This window comes from Streptomyces sp. NPDC058697 (assembly GCF_042715345.1).
Taxonomy (GTDB): domain Bacteria; phylum Actinomycetota; class Actinomycetes; order Streptomycetales; family Streptomycetaceae; genus Streptomyces; species Streptomyces liliifuscus.
Map to the genome: position 1 here is coordinate 198295 of NZ_JBHXSU010000002.1, position 20362 is coordinate 218656.

Below are 20362 nucleotides of genomic sequence, written 5' to 3' on the forward strand. Positions count from 1 at the left end.
CTCGTCTACATGATCCGCTCCTGGATGACCGAGACCACCAGCGGAGTCTGGCCCAGCGCACTGGGCGACCCGGTGACCGCCCCGCCCTGCCGGCGCTGCACTCGAAACCCGCCGCGCCGTGGAGCAACGACCGCCTGGCCGCGGAGACGAACGTGCCCCGCCCGACCTTGGCGCGTCGGCTCACCACCCTGGTCCAGCGCCTTCTGCCGTCGCGGGCTACATCGTGGTGGCCGATCCGGAGGGAAGCGAGTTCTGCTTGGACTGAACGACGGGGAACGTCACCCCGGTGAGGTCTTCGGAGACAGCCCACAGCCGCTGCTGGACAGCTGCCTCGTACGACTGCGGGCTGGAGGTGACCAGCCGGGGGTGGCCCTTGACCTCGTTGCGTCCGCCGGGACCGTAGTACTGGCCACCGAGCGCGGCGGGGTCGGTGGCGGCGCGCAGGGTCGGCAGCGCGCCCATCGCCGGCGTCTGGGTGATCAGCGGTGCGAGCCAGGTGAGCGGAAGCCGCAGGGCCGCGGGGCTGTTGCGGGCGAGTTCGGTGCTGGACAGGCCGGGGTGCGCGGCCATCGCGACGGTGGTGCCGTGCGTGGCGAGCCGGCGCTGCAGCTCGTACGTGAACATCAGGTTGGCCAGCTTGGACTGACCGTAGGCGGCGACCCGGCTGTACGACCGCTCCCACTGCAGGTCGTCGAAGTGGATCGCGGCCCGGATGCGGTGGCCGGTGCTGCTGACCGTCACCACGCGCGAGCCGGGCACCGGCAGCATCAGGTCCAGCAGCAGTCCGGTGAGCGCGAAGTGGCCGAGGTGGTTGGTGCCGAACTGCATCTCGAAGCCGTCCCGGGTGGTCTGCTTCGGGGTGTACATCACGCCGGCGTTGTTGATCAGCAGGTCGAGCCGGTCGAGCCGGGACCGCAGCGCCGCCGCCGCGGTCCGGACGGAGTCGAGCGAGGTCAGGTCCAGCGCCTGCACGGTCACATCGCCGGTCATGCGGGCCGCGGCCTGCTCGCCCTTCTCGACGTTGCGCACGGCGAGCACCACGGACGCCCCGCGCTCGGCGAGCGCCTTGGCGGTCTCGTACCCCAGTCCGGTGTTGGCCCCGGTCACCACGGCCACCCGCCCGCGCTGGTCCGGAATGTTCGCCGTCGTCCACTTCTTGATCATGTCAAGCTCCCGACTAACTAACGTACCGAAGGTATCTTGTGTCGACGACATTAAAGTACTCTCGGTACATTGTCAACGTACCGCAGGTACCTAAGTTAGGGTGGCGATCGTGACGTTCCAGCGGGCGCGAACCGAAGAGCAGCGGGAGATCCGCCGACGGGCGATCCTCGACACGGCGTCGGCGATGCTCGACGAGATGCCCGTGGCCGCGGTCACCCTGAACGAGCTCAGCCGCCGGGTAGGCCTGGCGAAGCCGAACGTGCTGCGCTACTTCGAGTCCCGCGAGGCGGTGCTGCTGGAACTGCTGGACCACTTCCTGCAGGAGTGGCTGACGGAACTGGCAGGCGAGTTGGCCGCCGGCGTCGACGAAAACCTGCCCATGGCCGAGCGAGCGGCAGCGGTGGCCGAGATCCTCAGCGGCTCACTCTCCGGCCGAGTGGTGCTGTGCGACCTCTTCGGCGCACAGGGCGGCGTCCTGGAACACAACGTCTCCGTCGAGGTCGTAGCACGCTACAAGCGCGCCTCCCTGGACCGCCTGACAACCATGACCGCCCTGATCCAGAAGTACCTGCCGGAGCTGGGCGAGAACGCAACACTGTTCAGCCTGCAAACCATGGTCATGGCCGGCGCGCTGTCGGCGTACAGCACACCCCCGCCCAGCCTGCAGGCGGCCTACCAGGCCGAGCCCGAACTGGCCCGCTTCCACTTCGAGCTGAAGGACTCCTTGAAGCTGGCCCTGACCGCAACCCTCCTGGGCGTGCTGCCCCGCAGCTGACCTGCGCTGCACTGGACAGGCCCCGAGGTGTACAGAGCCGCGGTGAGCACGGCCGTCTCGGGCACGCCCGCCGCCCCGCTCACCCTGCTCTACGCCGGCGTAGGGACTGCGGCCGATGGCCAGCACGGCGACGTCGTCCTGGGTCAGCCCCAGTCGTGCGCGGCGTGACCAGCGTGACCTGTGCTCGCCGGACGCAGGCCGACCGATGGGTCACCCACCTCGCAGCCGCCCGCCAATTCCACACCCGCGAAGGGCATTTGAACGTGAGACTCAATCATGTGGAACAAATGGAGGACAGCACGGAGGTGAAGCTGGGCGGGTGGCTCGACAACACCCGCCGCAGGGCAGCCCGTGTTGTCCATCGAGCAGCCCTGTTCGCGAATGCCATCCGCAGGCTGTCGGGATGACCTGCGATCCCGGCGCGACGGTTGCTACGACGCTGCCCATCGGCACCCGCAGAACCCTCCGCTCACCCGGCGGGCAGACAGCCTGCCCCGTAAGCCGACGGCACATGGCGCGCCGCGTCACCAGTTCGACGCAACTTCGGCGCGCAGGGCTGCCGCGTCGGTCGGTTGCGAGCCAGTCATTTTCCGATGCCGTGGGTGAGGAGGCTCTCGGCGGTCTCCGCGATGGTGTCCTCGATGGGACGTGCTCGCCAGCCGAGAAGCTTCTCCGCCTTGGCGCTTGTGGCGTTGAGATCCCGGCCGAGCTGGTGCCTGAGCAGCCGCAGTTCCGGGTTCGCGATGCCCAGTGTGCGTGCGAGCCACACGGGCAGTTCACGGGTCGGGGCCTTCGCGGCGCGCTCACCGAGGCGGTCATGCAGAGTGTGTGCGATGTCGACGACGCGCAGGCTGTGCCCGGCGATGGCCAGGAAACGCTCGCCGGCGGCTGCCGGATCGGTCATCGCGCGCAGGTGCAGATCCGCGACGTCGCGCACGTCGACGAAGCCCATCCCGAAGGGAGGGCACGCAGGAACCTGTCCCTCGAGCATTCTGCGCACCAGGCGCAGCGATGGTGGGTCGTCCGGGCCGAGGAGTGGTCCAAGGACTCCCACGGGATGAACCGCTGCCAGTTCCAGACCACCGCCTTCGTCCTTGACGAACTGCCAGGCGGCGCGTTCGGCGAGTGTCTTGGACCGCTGGTAGGGCGGGATATCGCTGTCGACGTTGGTCCAGTCCTCCTCGGTGAACGGGGTCGAGCGCGGGGGGTGCCCGATCCCGATGGCACCGAAGGCGCTTGTCAGGACGACCCGGCGCACACGGGCGTCGCGGGCGGCGCGCAGCACCCGCAGGACGCCCTCGCGTGCCGGGACCACCAGCTCGTCGTCGTTCGCCGGCGTACTGCGCAGGGTCGGCGAGGCGACGTGGAGGACGAAGTCGCAGTCGGCGACGGCAGCGTCCCAGCCGTCGGGGTGTTCGAGATCGGCGCGTACGACCGTGAGACGGTCGTCGTCGAACGGTGCGGCAGCGTGGAGCCAGGAGCGCAGGGCCGGCTCGCGCCGCAGGTCGCGAACTGTGGTGCGGACGGTGTGCCCGGCGTCGAGCAGGGTCAGGACGCACCAGCTCCCGACGAATCCTGTTCCTCCGGTGACCAGTACCTGTGTCATCTGTCTCTCCTCAGCTCACAACTCGTGCGGTAAGGGGTGTCGGCGGGTGCGTCGCACGGTGCCGCTGGGCAGCGGCCACGCTGCTTCCCAGGAGGGCGTGGCCGATCATGATCGGGTAGATCACGGCGCGCTCGAACAGACCGATGTTCCACATCCAGCCGGTGAACACGTCGGCCATGAAGAGGGGGAATGCAATCAGTCCGGCGGTGCCGAGGGCCATGCTCGTGATCGACCGGCCCCTGGTGAGACCGATGCGGGTTCCGCCGGCTCCGACGGCGATGGCCATGATGTTGCCGGCGAGCATGACGCTCTGCGCGCCGACGGTGTGGAACGCGATCAGGCCGTTGTCAACGTTGGTGTTGGAGCCCTGGAAGATGCCGACGAGCAAAACCCCGACGCCGGCGAGGAGGGCGAGGATCAGGATGACGACCGGGCGGGTGCCCTTGCGCGGATCGAACACGAGGAACGCGCCAATGACCAAGAGGCTGCCGTAGATCACCCAGCCGGTGTCCATGACGGCACCGAGGGGGGAGTTGGCGACCTGTCCGAACGCGGTCTGCGCCGGGCCGGTCAGGCCGAGGTGGCTGACCCAGTTGTACAGGGGCGAGTACGGCGGGTCCTGCCATGCGGCGGCCGTGACGAACTCGGCGGTCCAGGACACGAGCGGGCCAAGAAGGATGAGGAGGGCTCCGGCGCGGGCCGTAGCGCCGGAGCGGACGATGGAGCTCATGCGAGAGCCATTCCGGGCACGCGCTTGCGGATGACCTCCATCTCGGCCTCGTCCGAGACTCCCTGCCAGTCATACCGAGGGGTGTACGGGGCCTCCAGGGCGCGCACCTCGTCGTCCGTGAGCTCGATGTCGAGGGAGGCCACCGCCTCGTCGATCTGCCGGATCGAGCCGGCGCCGACCAGAGGTGCGGTGACGACCGGCTGGCGGCGCAGCCAGGCGAGCGCGACCTGTGCGCGGCCGGCGCCGTGGGCGTCCGCGACCTGCCCGACCGCGTCGATGATCGCGTGGTTGGCCGCCTCCTGCGCGGGCGAGTAGAGCAGGTCCGCGTAGGCGCCGTCCGTCTCCGAGCGCGCCGTCGAGCGGGCGTCGTCCCACGCGCGGGCGAGTCGGCCGCGGGCCAGCGGCGACCAGACGATCGTGCCGACGCCCTCGTCCAGGCACAGCGGGATCATCTCCCGCTCCTCCTCGCGGGCGAGCAGGTTGTAGTGGTCCTGCATGGACACGAACCGCGCCCAGCCGTTCTGCTTCTGCAGGCGCAGCGCCTTCGCGAACTCCCAGGCATGCATGGACGAGGCGCCGAGGTAGCGGACCTTGCCGGCCCTCACGAGGTCGCTGAGCGCTTCGAGGGTCTCCTCCCACGGGGTGGAGTGGTCGTTGCGGTGGATCTGGTAGAGGTCGATGTAGTCGGTTCCCAGGCGGCGCAGGGAGTGGTCGACCTCGGTCATGATCGCCTTGCGGGACAGGCCGCGTCCGTTGGGTCCCAGCCGCATCGGATGGCGCAGCTTCGTGGCGATCACCACGGCATCGCGGTCGGCGAAGTCCCTGAGCGCCCGGCCGAGGATCTCCTCGCTGGAACCGTTGGAGTACATGTTCGCGGTGTCGAAGAAGTTGATCCCCGCCTCCAGCGCGTGCTTGATGAGCGGGCGCGCGTCCTGTTCGCCCTTCGACCAGACGGGGTGCCCGCGGTCGGGTTCGCCGTAGCTCATCGCGCCGATCGCGATCGGGGACACGTCGAGGCCGGTCATGCCGAGCTTGATGTAATGCATGACGCTCCTTAGAGTAAGTGGAGAGCTCCCCACATAACGTAGTGGAGAGCTCCCCACTTAGCAAGGTGAGGTCCCATGGTCCGGTCAGACGCCCGTGAGAACAGGGCGCGCATCCTCGCCGCCGCACGCGAAGCGCTCACGGCGGACGGCAGCACGTCGATAAACCAGATCGCCCAGCGCGCGGGAGTCGGCTCGGGCACCCTGTACCGCAACTTCCCCACTCGCGAGTCGCTGGTCCTGGCCGTCTACCAGGACGAGGTGGCACGCATCACCGGCACCGTGCCCGGCCTGCTGGCCCAGATGCCGCCACTGGAAGCGCTCCGTCACTGGACGACCGACCTCGTCGAGGCCATGCGCAGAAAGCACGGCCTCGGCGACGCCCTCGGCCCGGGCGCGCACCAGGCGATCAGCGAGCAGAGCTACGGACCGGTCATCGCCGCGATCACACAGCTCCTCGACGCCGGCAAGAAGGACGAAACCATCCGCGCGGACGCCGACCCAGGCGACTTCCTCCAGCTCACCGGCGCACTGTGGCGCGCCGCGTCCAGCCCCCAGGACCGGGCACCCCACATGCTCGCGCTCATCCTCGACGGACTCCGCACCAACCGGTAGACGCCGCGCGCGAGACAGGGCCTGGCAATTGGCTCTCTCGGGAGGCTCTTCGTGATGTGGATGTGGCGATCGGTGCCGTGGGACGGCCGGGCGAGAACGACCGAAGGACGCACGTGATCGACGTCAGTGACATCGGCGCCTTACTCGGCCTGGACGTCGGCAAGGGCGAACACCACACCACCACCGTCACCCCGGCAGGGAAGAAAGCCTTCGAGAAGCGGCTGCCCAACAGCGAGCGTCAGGGTTGTTCTCAATCGAGGACAGGCCACTGGTGTCGAGCCGGTGGCGCGCGCGGGTATCCGCGACGTGGGCGAGGCGAGCTTCGTCGTCGTCGATCGGACCAGGGATCGTGTTGCCGGTGGCATCGAGCTCGTCGGTGTCCTTGGGCGGGGTGAAGTCGTCGGCGATTTTCACCCGCGCCCATTCGCGTCCCTTGGCCACGTGGGCGATGGAGACGGTCACCTCTGCCTGGTCCTGGGGGGCAAGTCGGGCAACGGCGGACACGATGGCGTCGGTGCCGTGGGTGTCGACGAGGTCGACCAGCGGCTGCAGATCCCGTCCGGCCGGGTCGCAGGCGGCGTAGTCCTGCAAATCGCCCCAGGAGGGGAACAGCACCAGTTCGTGTTGGGTCGTGCGGCGGCCTCCCTTCAGGTCGCAGGCGGCCAGGTCCAGGCCGCGCAGGCTGTCTCCTCCCCCGACCAGCACCACGCGGTGTCCGGCGGTCAACAAGTCCATGACCTGGGCCATGGCGCCGACGTTGGTACGGCACAGGACGGCGTCGGGCCGGGTGAGGGGGCCGAGTTCGGTGGGCACGGCTTCGATGCCGGTGAGGAGGATCGGGGCGCCGGCGATGGCCGGCCACCGGTTGGCTTCGTCAGCGAGCCTGGGGCCGAAGCGGAAGGACTGAGAGAGGGCGAGCTGGATGCCGTCGAAAGCCGGTCATGACCTCGTTGGCGCCTCGCCAGTGGTAGATGGCCTGGGCGGAGTCACCGACCATCACCAGCTGGGCGTGACCACGCTAGTTGAGGAAGATCTCCTCGACCACTGAGTCGGTGTCCTGGGCCTCGTCAAGCAGAAGGAAGTCAGTGTCGATCTACGGACTCGTGAGGGCCCAGATTTTCAGGGAGTGGTCGTGGTCGAAACGCACGAGGCCGTCGTCCGGGTGCTGGAGGTCGCCCAGGCCTTGCGGGCGAACGGGACGATATAGGCAGCGAGTTGGGCATGCAGGGTGCGGTCTTCGAGGCCGCGCTGGCGCGAGACGTGGCGGCCGGTGATCGTCAGGTCGGCGGTGCGGCAGAAGCGGGCCACGGAGCGCAGGAGGGCGTTGGAGAAGGTCTTCTGGGACAGGTCACGGTCGCCGATGCGGATGGCTTTGGTGATGCCGAGGGCGTGTCCGGTCTGCCAGGCGGGGCGGCGGGGTGCGTCGAGACGCTGGGTGCGGCGGTGGCCGACGGCGGTGTAGGCCAGGGCGTGGGCGGGCGGTCTTGCAGTTGACAGTGGAGGGGAAGCGGGAGCAGGAGCGGGCGTCCTGGGCAATGGCCCGGTCGTAGGCAAGGTAGCGGCCGCGGCAGATGGTGGCGTGGGCGAGCTGGGCCAGGGTGGTGGCCTTGCCGGTGCCTGCGCCAGCCTGGAGGGCCAGGTGGTGGCCGGAGTGGAAGGCGTCGGCCGCGGCCTGCTGTTCGTCGGCCGGATTCAGCACGGCGCGGCTCCGGGGGCGTGGGTGACGGTGCGGCCGCGCTCAACGATCAGCGCCGTACTGGCTCACGCAGGAACAGCTCATGCGAACCGGCGTATTCACTCGGTCAGGCTGCTGCCCTGCCCGCCAGCCATCACTCACAACCGGCAACCTGAAGCCCAAACGTCTCCCGCCGGAGGGGTCCGGCCCTCGACCGGGCCCCTCCGGCGGCCTGCGTCAGCTCATGAACTTGGCGCAGGCGCTCTGTGTCACCCACTTGTGCGAGCTGATCGAGTTGTTCATCGTGTGCCCAGTGGTGCTGGTGTTGCGGCTGAGGTCGTCCACGTAGATTTCGCTGCGCTTCAGGCAGCTGTATCCCTGTGCCTCGCTGTAGTTGGCGTCGACGTAGAACTTCACTACGTCCCAGCCGCCGGAGTACGTGCCCGTATTCATCACCGAGCTGACCGCGTCGTTGTCGGACCATGCGAAGTGGCCCAGTCCGTCGGCCCAGTTGACGTCATCTCCGTCACCGTACTTGACGTTCAGGCTACGGCAGTCGGCCTCGTAGTAGATGTGGACGTTGCCGTCCCCCGCGTACTGCCAGTACTCGTTGTCGCAGTTGGCGCTCGCGGGTGCGGCCTGCACCGTCGTGGCGGGAATCATGACGGTGAACAGGGCGCTCAGCCCCACCGCCGCGAGCGCTCGAGTCTTCTTGCTCATACCGGTGTGCTCCTCGTGTTCTCGGCGTTTCACTGGTTCAGTCGTTCAGTCGTTCAGTCGTTCAGGATGTGTTCGGCGCGACGCAGCGCGGCGCGTTCCAGCTGGTCCCGCTTGGTGATCTCGGCGCGGTAGCGCTCGCGCACCGGAGCACTGTGCTCCTCCTCAAGGGCACGGAGGCTGTCGCCGAACCCGGTCCGCCGCGCGCAGGTCGCCTCGGCGACAGCCAGGCGCACCTCCGTCCGGTACGCCTGTGCGGCACTGCGGCCGGAGGTGACCTCGGGCAGCGCGGAGCGGATGTCGGCGGGCGTCCGGTAGGGGTGTCCTGCGGCGCGCATGCAGGCGGCCCAGCGGCTCTGCGCCGTCTCGAAGCGTTGATCGGCGACGAGATCCGGTACGTACAGAGGCGTCAGGTTGGTGGCGATCTTCTCGGCCCGGAACCACTGCTCCTGGTCTCCATACAGCTTGCGCACGGCCTCCCCCTCGCACCCGCCCGTGGCGAGCCGGATCTGCCCGCCGGCCGGCAGCCGCACCGCCATGACCTCCGAGCCGGGACCGCCCGCCAGATCGGTGACGTACGTCCGTGCCGCACGTGCGGCCAGACCCGCCCGGTAGGACAGGTTCCGGTCGTTCTTCTTGGCCTTGAGCACCTTCTGCTTGATACGGCTCCCGTAGCCGTGCGCCCGGGCCCACGCCACGTCGTCCATGACGTAGCCGAAACTGCGGGTCTCCTCCTCGTCGAGCGGCGCCGCCACCCAGTACCGATGGCCCTTGCGCTTCATGCAGGTCTGCACGAGCAACGCCTCGGCCCGGCTCGTCACGGCACGATCCGCGTCGGTCAGAGGGACCGACCGGGCCGGCTCCATCTCCGGCCCTGGCCGGTCGGGCGCCGCGGCACCGCAGCCCACGAGCAGGGTGAGTACCGCCACGCACGCGGAGGCGCCCGCCAGGAACCGGCGCGTCCTCTGGTCCGGCATCTCCTCTCCCCTCACTCGGGTCACTCGGGCGGGACAGCCCCCGCCGGCCGGTGGACCCGGCCGACGAAGCACAACACGGACGCTGTCCCGGCCGGTCCTGACATCTGTCAGGGCGGCAGACGCCTCCGGCGGCTGCCGGCAATCACAGAAACAGGACGAACACGATCCGGGCGAAGGGAAAACGGGCGTCCCGTACGCCGGCGAACTCTCTGAGAGCCGCATGGAAGCGCTGACGGAGGTCGATCCAGGGTGGTGCCCGGCATGGGAGATCACGTGGCAGCGCAGCTACCGGTTGGCGCCCGCCCGCATGAAGCCTGGCGGCAGCCTCCCGGCCGGGGCGGGCGAGTTGGTCGTCCAGGGCAAGGACCCCGGGGTGTGGATCAGGGCCAAGCGGGGCCGGTGAGCCAGGTTGATGCCCGCGCAGCAGTACCTGCTGGAGACGCTCGGCATCGAGCCCGCGCCTGAGCTAGTGCCGTGACCGGATAGGTTCACCGGGTGGCTCGTTGTGCCAATTGGAAATGTTGGTGCTTCCAACCAGGACCTGTCCGGTCGATCATCGGCACGCGGCTCGCGCCGTCCCGGCAAGGCCGGGGCACTGCAACTACAGGCACGTGGGCGGTGAGGTCAGGGAGCGAAGTACCAGCAGTACAGGCTCAGGCCTTTCTCTGCCCGGCTGTTGGCTAGAACTGACAGACGCTCAAGGAGGCGCACCGCTCTATCCGGCGAGATCTCATGGTCCGGCTCGGAGGCACTCTCAGCCCACGCAACGCCTGTCGTTCGGAGTTGATCCCTTTCGGCACGAGCCAAAGCCGTACACAGCGGCTCCGGAACAGCGAAGACGGTGAATCCATCGTTGGCCATGGGCACCACGTCTCGGAGCGGGCTCGCGGGCGCGCCCGTCAGCAGACTCTCCCAGCTGAGAACCGCGTCATCTGGATAGATGCCGTCACACGACACGGCAGGAAAATCGTGTCTCTTGCGCGGGCCCACCCGCGCCGTAGAAGCATCGTCTCCGGCTAGGAAGAACTCACCTTCAAGCACCATCTGCCGATCCTTGCACGCCCCGGTACCCGGGAGCCTTTACAAGTGACTGCTCCGCTCCCAGGGCGTTAATACGGGCATGGGGCGGGGTGACCTGACGGATGCCGAGTGGGAACGGCTGCGTCCTTTCCTGCCGGTCAGCAACAGGTGCTGTGGCCGATGTGGCGGGCGAGATCGACTGGGACATCTCGGTGACTCCACCATCGTTCGCGCACATCAGCATGCGGCCGGCGCCCGTATCGATCCGCCGCCGGTTCTGCTTCAAAAGGGGCCGAGCGGGTCGGACATCAGGACGAGACGCCGTGGCGGACTTCGTCCGGCCGCCCGGTGGAGGCGGTGCTGGCGGTGCCGGCGGTGAGGGTCTGGGCCGTTCACGTGGCGGGTTCACCAGCAATGTCCACCTGAGCGCGGACGGTCGCTGCCGCCCGTTGTCCTTGACCGTCACCCCAGGACAAAGGGCGGATCGCACCCAGTTCAAAGCCGTGCTGGAGAAGATCTGTGTTCCTCGGATTGGTCCCGGCAGACCGCGGAACAAGCATCGCAGCCTGGCGGCCGACAAGGCGTACAGCAACGGGCCCTGCCGCGAGTACCTGCGACGGCGGGGAGTCAGGCACACGATCCCGGAGAAGGCGGACAGCAAGGTCGCCCGCTTTCGCAAGGGGCTCACGCGGCCGACGGCCACCCGGCTTCGACAACGGCCACGACCTGCTGGCCTACGCAGGGCACCTGGCAGTACAGCCCGCAGACGCCTACCTCTCCATCGACCTGAACGTTCGCCCCACTGCCTCGCCGGCCGAAGTACTCCAGGCCGTCACCGCCTGCGGCGGACTGCTCAGCAGCGCCCTGGCCACAGCCAACCCGACTCTGAGGGCCTGGCACTGGGGCCGTGCGACCCCGAAGGGTTCGCGGCTATGGGCGTCGCCGCAACCCTGCTGCACACCTACGACAACACGCAGGGACTGTCCGTGGACTGGCTACCACCAGCACCGCTGAGCGCAGCAGTACTCAACCGCCTCTTCTGGACGCACGTGAAGTGAACCGTGCTCGGGCGACGTTGGCGTTGTTCGTGGCTGGCGTGTTCTCGTCGGTGCCGCGCAAGGATCAGCGGTCGAAGGGCGACTGCCGTCTGCCGTCTGCCGTCTGCCGTCTGCCGTCTGCCGTCTGCGGGACTGATGCCGGAAGGAAGGCGGAAGTCGATCCAGCCGATGGCGGAACGGCTGATACGGGGCCTGATCGCGCACCGCGCGGACCCCGGCTCCGCCGAGCGCCGTGCACTCGTCGCCGATCCGGACCCGGAGGTGGGCACGAAGGTGGCGAGCCGTACGGACCTGGGACCGACCGAGCGCTGCGTGCTCATGACGGACTCTCCGTCTTCGCCAACTACGAGGACCCTGAGGTCCGGGCTCTGGCCGGACGCGACCCCGAAACCGAGACGACAGCCGTGGAGCGACTCACCCGGGACCCGGCCCCTGCCGTGTGGGCTGCGGCGACGCGTCACCCGAATCTTCCGCAGCCCCGGCCGGCAGTACTCCTCGACGACGAGGAACTGACCCACGCCGCGGCCGCGAACGCGGCGTTGGGCTCCGACACGATCTGCCGGCTACCAAGGCCGGTTGGCCGACGGGCAAGTCCGCCGGCGTAGAGGAAGCCGCCATTTGCCCCTGGCCCGACGGTATTTCGTTGAATCGTCACAGGAGATCGTCATAGTTTCTTCACATGAATCTCTCCGCCGTCGTCAGGGCTCTGCTGCTGCCGCTGATCGCTGGCGCCGCACTGGTGTCACCGGCACCCGCGACAGCAGCGCCCGTCATCACCGCGCAGCCACCGCAACTACCCAGCCAGTCGACCCTGTTCACGTCGAACACGACCATCGGCGGCCGCACCTACACATGCTTCCGGATCCCCTCGGTGGTCCGCACCGCCAACAAGACGCTGCTTGCCTTCGCCGAAGCCCGACTGGGCAGCACGTGCAAAGACACCCACGAGATGGACATCGTGAGCCGGGCGTCGACCGACGGTGGCGCCACCTGGAGCGCGCCGAAGATCATCGCCCGCAGTCTGTCCAGCGACCCCGCGAACCTGGGCGTGCCGGCGATCAACGCCCAGCCCACACCGATCGTCGACGCCACCTACGCGAACCCCAACCCGGCCGTCCAGGGCCAGGTGGTACTGCTCTACAGCGTGCGGTTGCTCACCAACGGGGACATCGAGAACCCGAACGGCCCGGTGAACCGTATCCAGACGTTCGTCATGTACAGCCGTGACGACGGCCAGACCTGGGTCAACCGGACTGACATCACCAGCAAGGTGAACCCCAAGCAGGCCAACCAGCCCGCCTCGGATGAGCAGGGCATGCGCTTCCTCCAGCCCGGCCCGGGACACGGCATCCAGTTGCGTCCAGGTGGCGCCTACGGGGGCCGACTGGTGGCGCCCGCGTACCAGACCAGATAAATCCCGACGGAACATGGAATGGCGACGGCCACCACGCCTCCGCCATCTACAGCCCCGACCACGGAGAGACCTGGCAACGCGGCGCCTTCACCACCAACACCAGTACCTTGGGGTCGGGTGAGGCCAGCATCACGCAACTGGCCGACGGCAGGCTCTACATGACCGCCCGCAACAACAAGCTTGGCGCCAGCGGCGACGCCGACGCCGACGCCGCCTCGGGCGCCACCCGGAGCAAGGCCATCAGCCTCAACGGCGGCATGAGCTGGGAGCCGGCGACCACGGCCAACCTGCCCGGCTCGCAGATCTTCGCCCCGATTCTGTCCCTCAACAGCGTCCCGGACGGTGACAGTTTCAACCAGCTGGTGATCACCGAGCCCGTCTACCACGACTCCGCTTTCCCGCAGCGGCATGGCACCCTCAAGCTCCGTTCCTCCTTCGACAACGGCGCCACCTGGCAGACGCCCGCCCAGGGCCTGACCATCGCCAAGGCGGGCGCCGGCTACTCCGACCTCACCCGCACCGAGTCCGGCGGTCTCGGAGTGCTCTACGAGGCCGGGCCTGCCCCGAAGGACAACCCCAACGGCACGTACGACCTCACCTCGGTCCGCTTTACCATCGTCTCCGCCGGCCAGACCGTTCTCACCGGACCGGTGACCGGTTCCCGTACCTCGAACACCGTCGGGGACGCGGCCACCCTGCGCGGCCGTGCCCGGCTGACCGCCGGCAGGTTCGGCCGCGCGGTGACGCTGGACCCTGCGACCTCCGCCGGCTTTGTCGACGTCGCACCGAGCCCCGCGTACGCCACCAAGCTCACCGGGGACTTCACGGCCGCCGCCGACTTCAAGTACAACTCCACCACCGGGCTGCGGGCCATCCTCTGGGGCTTCGGCGTCGGCGCGGGGCTGCCGCAGATGTGGATCCGGGGGGAACCCGAGCAGAACCGGATCGTGGCCAACATCACCACGGCATCCGGCAGCAAGACGGTGGAATCCACGTCGAGCTACAACGACAACGCCTGGCACCAAGTGGCCCTGGTACGCGCCGGCCAAGAGCTGAGCCTGTGGATCGACGGCGCGAAGGTCGACACCGACACCGCGCCGAGCGGCGCGGTCTCGCCGGCCCGCCCCCAGCCGCTCGAGGTCGGCAACCGGGTGGACGGCGCGCAGCCCTTCTCGGGTTCGATCGACCGCGTGATGCTCTACGGCCGGGCGCTGAGCACCCAGGAGATCTCCTCCGCCGCGACCGCTGACACGTACTCCGGTGCCGACATGCTGCTCCGCCTGCCCTTCAACACCGGCGAGGCCGACACCCGCTCCTGGGACGACACCGACGGCGACGGCCAGATGGACGTCTTCAACCGCCTGAGCGACGGCAGGATCTGGTACTTCGCGGGCTTCGGCGACGCCACCACCGGTGAACGGCACCTGGAGAACGCCACCCTGATCGGCGGCACCTTCGGCTCGACCTTCCACCCGGCCCGCGGCGACTTCAACAACGACGGCATCGGCGACCTCATCGCCATCAACGACCAGGGCCAGCTGAACTTCTGGCTGGGGCAGGGCGACGGCATCCTGGCCACCCCCACGGTCCTGATGTCCGGCACCTCGTTCAGCACCGTCAAGGCGGTCTCCGGCGGCGACTTCAACGCCGACGGCCTCACCGACATCGTCGGCCTCGGCTTCGACGGCAGCCTGTGGTGGTGGCCCGGAAACGGCGACCGCACCTTCGGCGCCCGCCAGAACCTGTCCGGCGCGTCCTTCTCCGCCTACTCCGGCGTCCCCACCGGTGACTTCGACGACGACGGCAACACCGATGTCGCCGCCGTCGACTCCAACGGCACCCTCTGGTGGTGGAAGGGTGACGGCAATGGCGGCCTGGCCGCCGCCCAGCAGCTGGCGTCCGGCACGTCCTTCGCCGCGTACAGCCGCTTCTTCACGGGCGACGTGAACTCCGACGGCCACTCCGACTTCGCGGCCGTCAACTCCTCCGGAGCCGCCCGCTGGTGGCCCGGCGACGGCACCGGCCACGTTTCCACCACCGCCAACACGCTCACCGTCCTCTCCCCTGTTGTCGGGACAACCCCTGCCCTCTTGAGCGGAGGCGTCTACACCTTCTGACCTGCCCGTTCCCGCCACACGATCTGCTCCGGCCCCGGCCCCCACCCCCACCTCGGGGTGGGGGCCTGGCACCTTGAGACGGCACGGTCCCCTTCCGGAGGGCGTCCGGCCCCGGCCCCGCCCTCGACAATCGTGCGGTGCGCAACGCGGGCACCGGATCGGCCGGGCGGGTCCTCGTCGTACAACACCGCAGCGGGTGACCTGTCGCGCCGACAAGCCCTTGGAAACTTTGAGGGGGCCGATGGCAGCGTAGGTTGTGGGTTCACGGTTCTCGGGGCGGTTCGTGTCCGGCAGGGCGGTGTCGAGGTGGATCCGGGGCCGCCGCTGCCCAGGACGCTTGGTGGTGTTCAGCGGCATCGTGGTTGTGTGGACGCACATGAAGTGAACCGTGCTCGGGCGACGTTGGCGTTGTTCGTGGCCGATGTGTTCGCGTCGGCGCCGCGCAAGGATCAGCGGTCGAAGGGCGACTGCTGTCTGCGGGAACTGATGCTGGACGGTCGCCGCAAGTCCATCCAGGCCATGGCCTCGCGGCTGCCGGACGGCAACGAGCAGAACCTGCAGCAGTTCGTGAACCAGTCGACCCGGGATCCGGTGCCGGTGCGGCTGCGTATCGCCCAGCGGAGGGTGCCACTGATCGGCGCGGATGCCTGGGTGGTCGACGACGTGTCGTTCCCTAAGGACGGGAAGATGTCGGTCGCCGTCGCGCACCAGTACTGCGGGGCCTTGGGCAAGCAGGCGAACTGTCAGGTGGCGGTCAGCGTGCACGCGGTGACCGATGCCGCCTCCGTCCCGCTTCAGTGGCGGCTGTTCCTGCCCAAGGAGTGGGACAGCAGCGACGCCGAACGCCGACGTCGCTGCCAGGTGCCCGATGAGGTCGGGCACCGGGAGAAGTGGCGCCTGGCCCTGGACGCCTTCGACGAGCTGGCCGGGTGGGGGCTGGTGCCGCCGGTGGTGGTGGCCGACGCCGTCTACGGGCAGAACGCCGACTTCCTCCAGCGATCCCGGAGGGGTTTACTCGGAGGCCGAGTGGTGTGCTGTTATTGGTTCAGGCCGCCTTCGGGATGTGGCGGTAGATGTTGCTAGGGGGTCGCTGTGCGGCCGTGGGACCGGGCGTACTGGGCGGGTGTTTGGCCGTAGCACTCCTTGAAGGTCCGGATGAAGTGGCTGCTGTCGGCGAACTGTAGGTGGGCCGCGAGTTCCGAGACACTCGGCCGGCCGTGAGGTGTGATGAGTGCGTGCCGGGCTTGCTCCAGTCGTTGGCGGCGAATGTAGGCGGTCACGGACTCATTGGTCACAGCGAACGCCCGTTGCAGTGTTCGCACCGAGACATTGAGCTCGCGAGCCAGCATCGCCGGAGAAAGCTCCAGATCTGCGAGATGCGTGTTGGCGAGTTCCTGCGCAGCCTGGGCGAGCGCGGGAGCAAGCAGCGGCTCGTCCCCGTCGGCCTTCTGTGTGAGCACCCCCATGGTCAGTTCGACGAGAGCGTTGCGGGCTGCATGCACTCCCGCCGGGGACAGGTCGTCCAGCGTGGCGTCGATCATGCGTACATGCGCCAAGAGCAACCGCATTTCGGCGGATCCGGACGATCCGAGGACTGGCCGTTTTCGGATGAGCGGTCCCAGGTGAGCGACCGGCAGCATTACCTTCTGTGTCGTATGTGAGGCTACTGCGAACTGCCATGACGAGTTGTTGTACCGAGCGATGAACTGCCCGGCTGGCACGGCGACTCTGTCGCGGCCGCGCGGGCGGGTAAAATGCCATGTACCGCGCCGTACCACATCTATGGCTATCATGTCGGGGAAGTATCGGGAATTAACCCAAGTACCGTCGGTTTTCGTCGAGTTGTAGCTGATATTTGCGATGAATGCATCGTATACTTTGGTGCCGCGGATGCTGACCCGGAACTCACCGGTGTCAGCCAGCTCGGCAGGCGGCAGAGGGACCGTTTTGCCAACTTGTAAGTCCCATCTACGCCGTAGAGCAGTGTCGGGTTTTCGTGTGGCGCTTGAGTTGGTCAGACCTGCAGAGAATCTTCTGGGAGTTGCGCCCGGCCCCGATTTCATGTCTGCCATGCCGCTGTTCTCCTCCTTGCGTTTAATCTCCCCCGGCCGCCGCAAGACGCACGGCCGGAATGGCCAATCTAGTGCAGCACCGCGTTGAACCTTCGGGGGTTCATGTGTCTTTGAGCGGGGTGCCGTCGTAAGTCCAGCGGTAGGGCTACGAGCGCCGGCTCGTCCGTTCAATCGAGACAACGACGTTCTGCGGACGGCCTCGGCCTTTTCGCGGCGCAGCTCGGCCCAACCCGGCCCAGGTGACGGAGCTCGTTGACGAGGCCCCCGCCTGGGAGTCGAGTGCGTCCTTCGGAACCTGCACATCCCCTCCTTGACTTACTGCCAATGGCGTCGCGCCTCGACGGAGCCGCGCCAATGGCGCCGACGGGACGTTGAGCTGACCGAGCGGATCAAGGAGATCCACACGGCCTCCGGCGGCATCTACGCTTCCCTGCGCGTGCATGCCGTACTCAAGTGCGAGGGTCTGGCCGTGGGCCGCAAGCGGGTGGAGCGATTGATAAGCGAGGCCGATATCGCGGGGGGGGCCCGAGCCGCAAAGGCTTCGCGCGCCGTGATCCCAAGGCCACGCTCGCCCCGGGCCTTGTCCAGCGCGACTTGACAGCGCCCGCGCCGAATCGGCTGCGGGTCACCGACCTGACGGTGACCACCACCGATGAAGGACCATTGTGGCTGTCGGCGATCCGCGACGCCTCCTCCCGCCGGGTGGTGGCCTGGGAGACCTTCGCCCGTGTGGACGCCGACCGGGTCCTCCTGACCCGGAATACGCGCTCGCCAGCCGCGAGGTTGAACCCGGCAAGCTCATTCACCATGCCGATCACGGCTGTCAGTCAGCTCAGGTTCAAGGGGGCGTCGCAACACCGCTTCACCATCTGGAATCAGGTCACCAGCGTGTCCACCGCGGCCTGAACGAGGCACCGCCAGTGCCCACACGCCGACCCGCCCAGCCCACGGACAACTTGGCGGTTCCATGCTCTACATACCGCTGAGGGCCACCATCAGGGCACCGACGGACAGCAGCGTCCCGACGACATAACCGGCGCCACCGGCCACCACCGCCTGCGTACCCGTCAACCGTCGGCGCGTCACCAGATAGACGACGAGCCCGACCGCGAAACCGAGTAACGCGTGGAAGAGCGTCAACAGCCAGCCGGCGCCCACGGCCACGGCAACGCACCCGACGGCCAGCACAGCTCCCGCAGGGCTGAGATCACGCCGGAGGAGGGGGTATGTCATAGCACCGGCGACTATGGCTATGCCCCCGGTAAGAATGGCAACAATGTAGAAATCGCTCACGTCGGACCTCTCGCTCAACGCTGACATTTACGTGCTTGGCAACCAAAATGAGGGCGTGTGCACCGGATGACACGTCGGCCGCGCCTGCCCGGCTCGACCAGCACCAGCACCAGCGGCGGCCGGACCCGTCCCGGACCGAGATCGGTGAGCCGTTTACGGTCCCCACCCTCCCGGCAGGCCCTCTTCAACGGCACCTGCCGAGAGCCCAGTTCAGCGACGTCGCGCGAGGCGGCTACTTCGTACACACCCGCGGCCGTGGCCACCGGCCTGATACCGCCACGACCCAGCATCCAGGTCTCGCCCCCCTCAGCAGCCGATGCTGACGCCCATCCAGATCCGGAAACAGCACCTGGAACTCCGCCACTATCGCCGCCTCGCTCTCCCCCAACTGCATACATGCCGTGTCTCTATCACATCGGCAAGAATTCCCGCAGGAATCATCACGTTCTTCTGCTGCAACCGTTAGGGCGCGACCCAAGGTAACCAGGGGCGACCCAAGGTGACCACGCGGATCATTCTTGCCGGCCCAGCGATGCGCCAGGTTTGCCCCTATCGCCGGATATCAAGAGGACGAGCGCGGCGCGCACTTGAACCACAGCGACATCCCGACGGAATATATGCGCCATGATTTGAAGTGTCAGAAAGATGCATCTGATGGGGATGTTACGGTGCGTGCGAACGCAGTAAGGAATCCCGACGAGAGTCGAGGCATGCCCCGGCCTCCGTGGGCGGCGGCGGTGGTGATGACGTTGAACGGGGTGCGGCGTCAGTCGCGGTTCCGGTGGTGTCTGCCGCCTGTCTTCCGGTGGCCGATCGGCGGCGGACCAGTGTCAGGGCCCCCTTCTCTTCGCGCGGCTGCGGGAACCGTTCACAGACACTCTCGACCGGTCGAGGTCGTCGGCGGCGTTGAGTTCGGCGAGCGGGAAGGGGCGCAACTGGTCGAAGACATCGGCCTGCCGCCAGCGGTCCAGGCCGCCGCCGGCAGGTCTGCTAGGAGCCCGAACTGCAGCTCCAAGGGCAGGAGTTGCCAGGCGACGTCGTTGTGAAGGGCCTACGGGATGCCCTGCAGACACAGCCGGTCCGGCGCCGGCCACGGGGTTACTCAAACTCGCCTCCCGCCTCACCACCCACCGACAGCCCCCGCCGTGGTCAACCGTGCCCGCTAAGACCCGCATCACGCACGGCAATAATTTTCCGCAACAAAGGACATGAAATGCCTGACGAAGAAGAACTTCCGGTTTACTCGGCCTCCGAGATAGCCGCCACCCTACTGGACTTCTTTACTTTTCTGACGACCCTGCACTGCCATCCTGACGATATCGTCATGCCGCCACCGGGAGGGTGGCCCGATTACACGCCTGAGAATTGCGCCGGCTTCAAGTCTGATTTCGCCATCGAAGTCCTGAGGAACCTTCCATACCTCGACAGTCGCGCCTCGGACCACTCTGATAGTTTGGGGCAAATCCACTACAAATCGCACCTGCTCGACTACACCACGTTCGATCTCGAGCGATTCACGGATCAGGAGCACCTCTGGTCGGGTAGTGAAGAATCGGAGGACGAAGAGACCGTGCCCGACCACGTCTTCATCATTGCGGAGGGCTTCGAGAGTGGCGGCCGAACCCTCTTCCTCGACGTGCTGGAAGGCGAGATATTCGAAGCAGAGATTCGGTGTGACGATTTCCGTGAAGATCTCAAAGAATACTTCGAGGACTTGAAGGAAAAATATCGGAGTCTAGAGCTCATTCCCTGCCCCGGCGAGGAAATGATAGAGGTCAGAGCGGCGGGCGTGGGTCCGGAAATACCGGGCGAAGTGTTCAGCGAGGAGGAGGTTCTGATGCAAACCGATGAACTCTGGGGAACCCATTTGGACATTCGATATACTCGACAACTCTATCGGGCCTTCGGGTGGCCTAATGCTTTTCGGAGGGACGAGGCGCTTCGTGAAATGAAAGAGCTGATAGCGAAACGGAAATCCTAAGGGGTTGTATCCCGTGGCAAGTTTCGCGAGCTTCTTGTAGCAGGTCAGAGCCGCGGCCATGCCCAGGCCTCGGCTCTGTCAGTCGTTGCGGACCACGTATGGGAT

The 20362-nt window shown here is 67.5% G+C and carries 19 protein-coding genes and 4 pseudogenes; 14 read left to right on the forward strand and 9 right to left on the reverse strand.

Annotation, left to right across the window (positions count from 1 at the left end; genetic code table 11):
* Nucleotides 1-216 precede the first annotated feature (216 nt).
* The gene (locus ACFWXQ_RS05465) at nucleotides 217-1164 is read right to left on the reverse strand and encodes an SDR family NAD(P)-dependent oxidoreductase (RefSeq protein WP_383950204.1); all 948 of its coding nucleotides are present in this window, start codon (nucleotides 1162-1164) and stop codon (nucleotides 217-219) included.
* A gap of 109 nt (nucleotides 1165-1273) precedes the next feature.
* Here ACFWXQ_RS05465 and ACFWXQ_RS05470 point away from each other — a divergent pair, with 109 nt between their 5' ends.
* From ACFWXQ_RS05470 to ACFWXQ_RS05480, 3 genes are read left to right on the forward strand one after another with little or no spacing between them, the layout of a single operon-like run.
* Nucleotides 1274-1939, forward strand: a complete 666-nt coding sequence (locus ACFWXQ_RS05470) for a TetR/AcrR family transcriptional regulator (RefSeq protein ID WP_383950207.1) — start codon at nucleotides 1274-1276, stop codon at nucleotides 1937-1939.
* A 42-nt stretch (nucleotides 1940-1981) separates the two neighbouring features.
* The gene (locus tag ACFWXQ_RS05475) at nucleotides 1982-2107 is read left to right on the forward strand and encodes a hypothetical protein (protein WP_383950209.1); all 126 of its coding nucleotides are present in this window, start codon (nucleotides 1982-1984) and stop codon (nucleotides 2105-2107) included.
* A 5-nt stretch (nucleotides 2108-2112) separates the two neighbouring features.
* The gene (locus tag ACFWXQ_RS05480) at nucleotides 2113-2346 is read left to right on the forward strand and encodes a Helicase associated domain protein (protein ID WP_383950234.1); all 234 of its coding nucleotides are present in this window, start codon (nucleotides 2113-2115) and stop codon (nucleotides 2344-2346) included.
* A gap of 176 nt (nucleotides 2347-2522) precedes the next feature.
* On the opposite strand, the gene ACFWXQ_RS05485 is transcribed toward ACFWXQ_RS05480, so the two are convergent.
* From ACFWXQ_RS05485 to ACFWXQ_RS05495, 3 genes are read right to left on the reverse strand one after another with little or no spacing between them, the layout of a single operon-like run.
* Complete coding sequence (locus tag ACFWXQ_RS05485) at nucleotides 2523-3545, reverse strand: NAD-dependent epimerase/dehydratase family protein (protein ID WP_383950211.1); 1023 nt, start codon at nucleotides 3543-3545, stop codon at nucleotides 2523-2525.
* A 10-nt stretch (nucleotides 3546-3555) separates the two neighbouring features.
* Complete coding sequence (locus ACFWXQ_RS05490) at nucleotides 3556-4275, reverse strand: DUF998 domain-containing protein (RefSeq protein WP_383950214.1); 720 nt, start codon at nucleotides 4273-4275, stop codon at nucleotides 3556-3558.
* Nucleotides 4272-5321: an aldo/keto reductase gene (locus ACFWXQ_RS05495; RefSeq protein ID WP_383950216.1), complete on the reverse strand. Its 1050-nt coding sequence runs from the start codon at nucleotides 5319-5321 to the stop codon at nucleotides 4272-4274. Before ACFWXQ_RS05495 ends, ACFWXQ_RS05490 begins: the two co-directional genes overlap by 4 nt.
* A 75-nt stretch (nucleotides 5322-5396) precedes the next feature.
* Between ACFWXQ_RS05495 and ACFWXQ_RS05500 the strand changes: the two genes are divergently transcribed.
* Nucleotides 5397-5933 carry a TetR/AcrR family transcriptional regulator gene (locus ACFWXQ_RS05500; RefSeq protein ID WP_383950219.1) on the forward strand — a complete coding sequence of 179 codons (537 nt, stop codon included), beginning with the start codon at nucleotides 5397-5399 and terminating at the stop codon, nucleotides 5931-5933.
* Nucleotides 5934-6119: 186 nt separating this feature from the next.
* On the opposite strand, the pseudogene ACFWXQ_RS05505 reads toward ACFWXQ_RS05500, so the two are convergent.
* From ACFWXQ_RS05505 to ACFWXQ_RS05515, 3 genes and pseudogenes are all read right to left on the reverse strand, one after another.
* Nucleotides 6120-7629: pseudogene (locus ACFWXQ_RS05505) on the reverse strand (UvrD-helicase domain-containing protein).
* Nucleotides 7630-7845: 216 nt separating this feature from the next.
* The gene (locus ACFWXQ_RS05510) at nucleotides 7846-8328 is read right to left on the reverse strand and encodes a hypothetical protein (RefSeq protein WP_383950222.1); all 483 of its coding nucleotides are present in this window, start codon (nucleotides 8326-8328) and stop codon (nucleotides 7846-7848) included.
* A 53-nt stretch (nucleotides 8329-8381) separates the two neighbouring features.
* Entirely contained in the window at nucleotides 8382-9302 is a 921-nt protein-coding gene (locus ACFWXQ_RS05515; protein WP_383950225.1) for a hypothetical protein, read from the reverse strand.
* A 220-nt stretch (nucleotides 9303-9522) separates the two neighbouring features.
* On the opposite strand from ACFWXQ_RS05515, the gene ACFWXQ_RS05520 reads away from it, so the two are divergent.
* The 7 genes and pseudogenes from ACFWXQ_RS05520 to ACFWXQ_RS05550 form a co-directional block, all read left to right on the forward strand.
* Nucleotides 9523-9705, forward strand: a complete 183-nt coding sequence (locus ACFWXQ_RS05520) for a hypothetical protein (RefSeq protein ID WP_383950228.1) — start codon at nucleotides 9523-9525, stop codon at nucleotides 9703-9705.
* A gap of 859 nt (nucleotides 9706-10564) precedes the next feature.
* Nucleotides 10565-10981, forward strand: a pseudogene (locus ACFWXQ_RS05525) (transposase); the annotation flags it as partial.
* 273 nt (nucleotides 10982-11254) lie between these two features.
* On the forward strand, nucleotides 11255-11380 hold the full coding sequence (locus ACFWXQ_RS05530; protein ID WP_383950243.1) for a hypothetical protein: 126 nt from the start codon (nucleotides 11255-11257) through the stop codon (nucleotides 11378-11380).
* Nucleotides 11362-11572 (forward strand): annotated as a pseudogene (locus ACFWXQ_RS05535) (hypothetical protein); the annotation flags it as partial. The gene ACFWXQ_RS05530 and the pseudogene ACFWXQ_RS05535, both read left to right, overlap by 19 nt.
* Nucleotides 11573-12059: 487 nt before the next feature.
* Nucleotides 12060-12794 carry a hypothetical protein gene (locus tag ACFWXQ_RS05540; RefSeq protein ID WP_383950231.1) on the forward strand — a complete coding sequence of 245 codons (735 nt, stop codon included), beginning with the start codon at nucleotides 12060-12062 and terminating at the stop codon, nucleotides 12792-12794.
* A complete protein-coding gene (locus tag ACFWXQ_RS05545) occupies nucleotides 12791-14911 on the forward strand; it encodes an FG-GAP-like repeat-containing protein (protein ID WP_383950236.1) in 2121 nt (706 codons plus the stop codon). The genes ACFWXQ_RS05540 and ACFWXQ_RS05545 overlap by 4 nt, the downstream gene beginning before the upstream one ends.
* A 366-nt stretch (nucleotides 14912-15277) precedes the next feature.
* Nucleotides 15278-15922 (forward strand): annotated as a pseudogene (locus ACFWXQ_RS05550) (IS701 family transposase); the annotation flags it as partial.
* Nucleotides 15923-15990: 68 nt separating this feature from the next.
* Here the strand turns inward: ACFWXQ_RS05550 and ACFWXQ_RS05555 are convergent.
* Complete coding sequence (locus ACFWXQ_RS05555) at nucleotides 15991-16983, reverse strand: helix-turn-helix domain-containing protein (RefSeq protein ID WP_386267599.1); 993 nt, start codon at nucleotides 16981-16983, stop codon at nucleotides 15991-15993.
* Nucleotides 16984-17293: 310 nt separating this feature from the next.
* Here ACFWXQ_RS05555 and ACFWXQ_RS05560 point away from each other — a divergent pair, with 310 nt between their 5' ends.
* Together ACFWXQ_RS05560 and ACFWXQ_RS05565 are read left to right on the forward strand one after the other, a co-directional pair.
* Complete coding sequence (locus ACFWXQ_RS05560) at nucleotides 17294-17581, forward strand: IS3 family transposase (protein ID WP_383955054.1); 288 nt, start codon at nucleotides 17294-17296, stop codon at nucleotides 17579-17581.
* Between the two features lie 41 nt (nucleotides 17582-17622).
* A complete protein-coding gene (locus tag ACFWXQ_RS05565) occupies nucleotides 17623-17889 on the forward strand; it encodes a hypothetical protein (RefSeq protein ID WP_383955052.1) in 267 nt (88 codons plus the stop codon).
* A gap of 66 nt (nucleotides 17890-17955) precedes the next feature.
* On the opposite strand, the gene ACFWXQ_RS05570 is transcribed toward ACFWXQ_RS05565, so the two are convergent.
* Nucleotides 17956-18216, reverse strand: coding sequence for a hypothetical protein (locus ACFWXQ_RS05570; RefSeq protein ID WP_384079978.1), 261 nt, complete (start codon nucleotides 18214-18216; stop codon nucleotides 17956-17958).
* A gap of 1273 nt (nucleotides 18217-19489) precedes the next feature.
* Here ACFWXQ_RS05570 and ACFWXQ_RS05575 point away from each other — a divergent pair.
* Nucleotides 19490-20257, forward strand: a complete 768-nt coding sequence (locus ACFWXQ_RS05575) for a hypothetical protein (RefSeq protein ID WP_383955048.1) — start codon at nucleotides 19490-19492, stop codon at nucleotides 20255-20257.
* Nucleotides 20258-20362 lie beyond the last annotated feature (105 nt).

Coding starts and splice junctions, on each gene's coding strand:
- ACFWXQ_RS05465 (WP_383950204.1), bottom strand. CDS start 1,164: ATGATCAAGAAGTGGACGACGGCGAACATTCCGGACCAGCGCGGGCGG.
- ACFWXQ_RS05485 (WP_383950211.1), bottom strand. CDS start 3,545: ATGACACAGGTACTGGTCACCGGAGGAACAGGATTCGTCGGGAGCTGG.
- ACFWXQ_RS05490 (WP_383950214.1), bottom strand. CDS start 4,275: ATGAGCTCCATCGTCCGCTCCGGCGCTACGGCCCGCGCCGGAGCCCTC.
- ACFWXQ_RS05495 (WP_383950216.1), bottom strand. CDS start 5,321: ATGCATTACATCAAGCTCGGCATGACCGGCCTCGACGTGTCCCCGATC.
- ACFWXQ_RS05500 (WP_383950219.1), top strand. CDS start 5,397: ATGGTCCGGTCAGACGCCCGTGAGAACAGGGCGCGCATCCTCGCCGCC.
- ACFWXQ_RS05510 (WP_383950222.1), bottom strand. CDS start 8,328: ATGAGCAAGAAGACTCGAGCGCTCGCGGCGGTGGGGCTGAGCGCCCTG.
- ACFWXQ_RS05515 (WP_383950225.1), bottom strand. CDS start 9,302: ATGCCGGACCAGAGGACGCGCCGGTTCCTGGCGGGCGCCTCCGCGTGC.
- ACFWXQ_RS05520 (WP_383950228.1), top strand. CDS start 9,523: ATGGAAGCGCTGACGGAGGTCGATCCAGGGTGGTGCCCGGCATGGGAG.
- ACFWXQ_RS05530 (WP_383950243.1), top strand. CDS start 11,255: ATGGGCGTCGCCGCAACCCTGCTGCACACCTACGACAACACGCAGGGA.
- ACFWXQ_RS05540 (WP_383950231.1), top strand. CDS start 12,060: ATGAATCTCTCCGCCGTCGTCAGGGCTCTGCTGCTGCCGCTGATCGCT.
- ACFWXQ_RS05555 (WP_386267599.1), bottom strand. CDS start 16,983: ATGGCAGACATGAAATCGGGGCCGGGCGCAACTCCCAGAAGATTCTCT.
- ACFWXQ_RS05570 (WP_384079978.1), bottom strand. CDS start 18,216: ATGACATACCCCCTCCTCCGGCGTGATCTCAGCCCTGCGGGAGCTGTG.
- ACFWXQ_RS05575 (WP_383955048.1), top strand. CDS start 19,490: ATGCCTGACGAAGAAGAACTTCCGGTTTACTCGGCCTCCGAGATAGCC.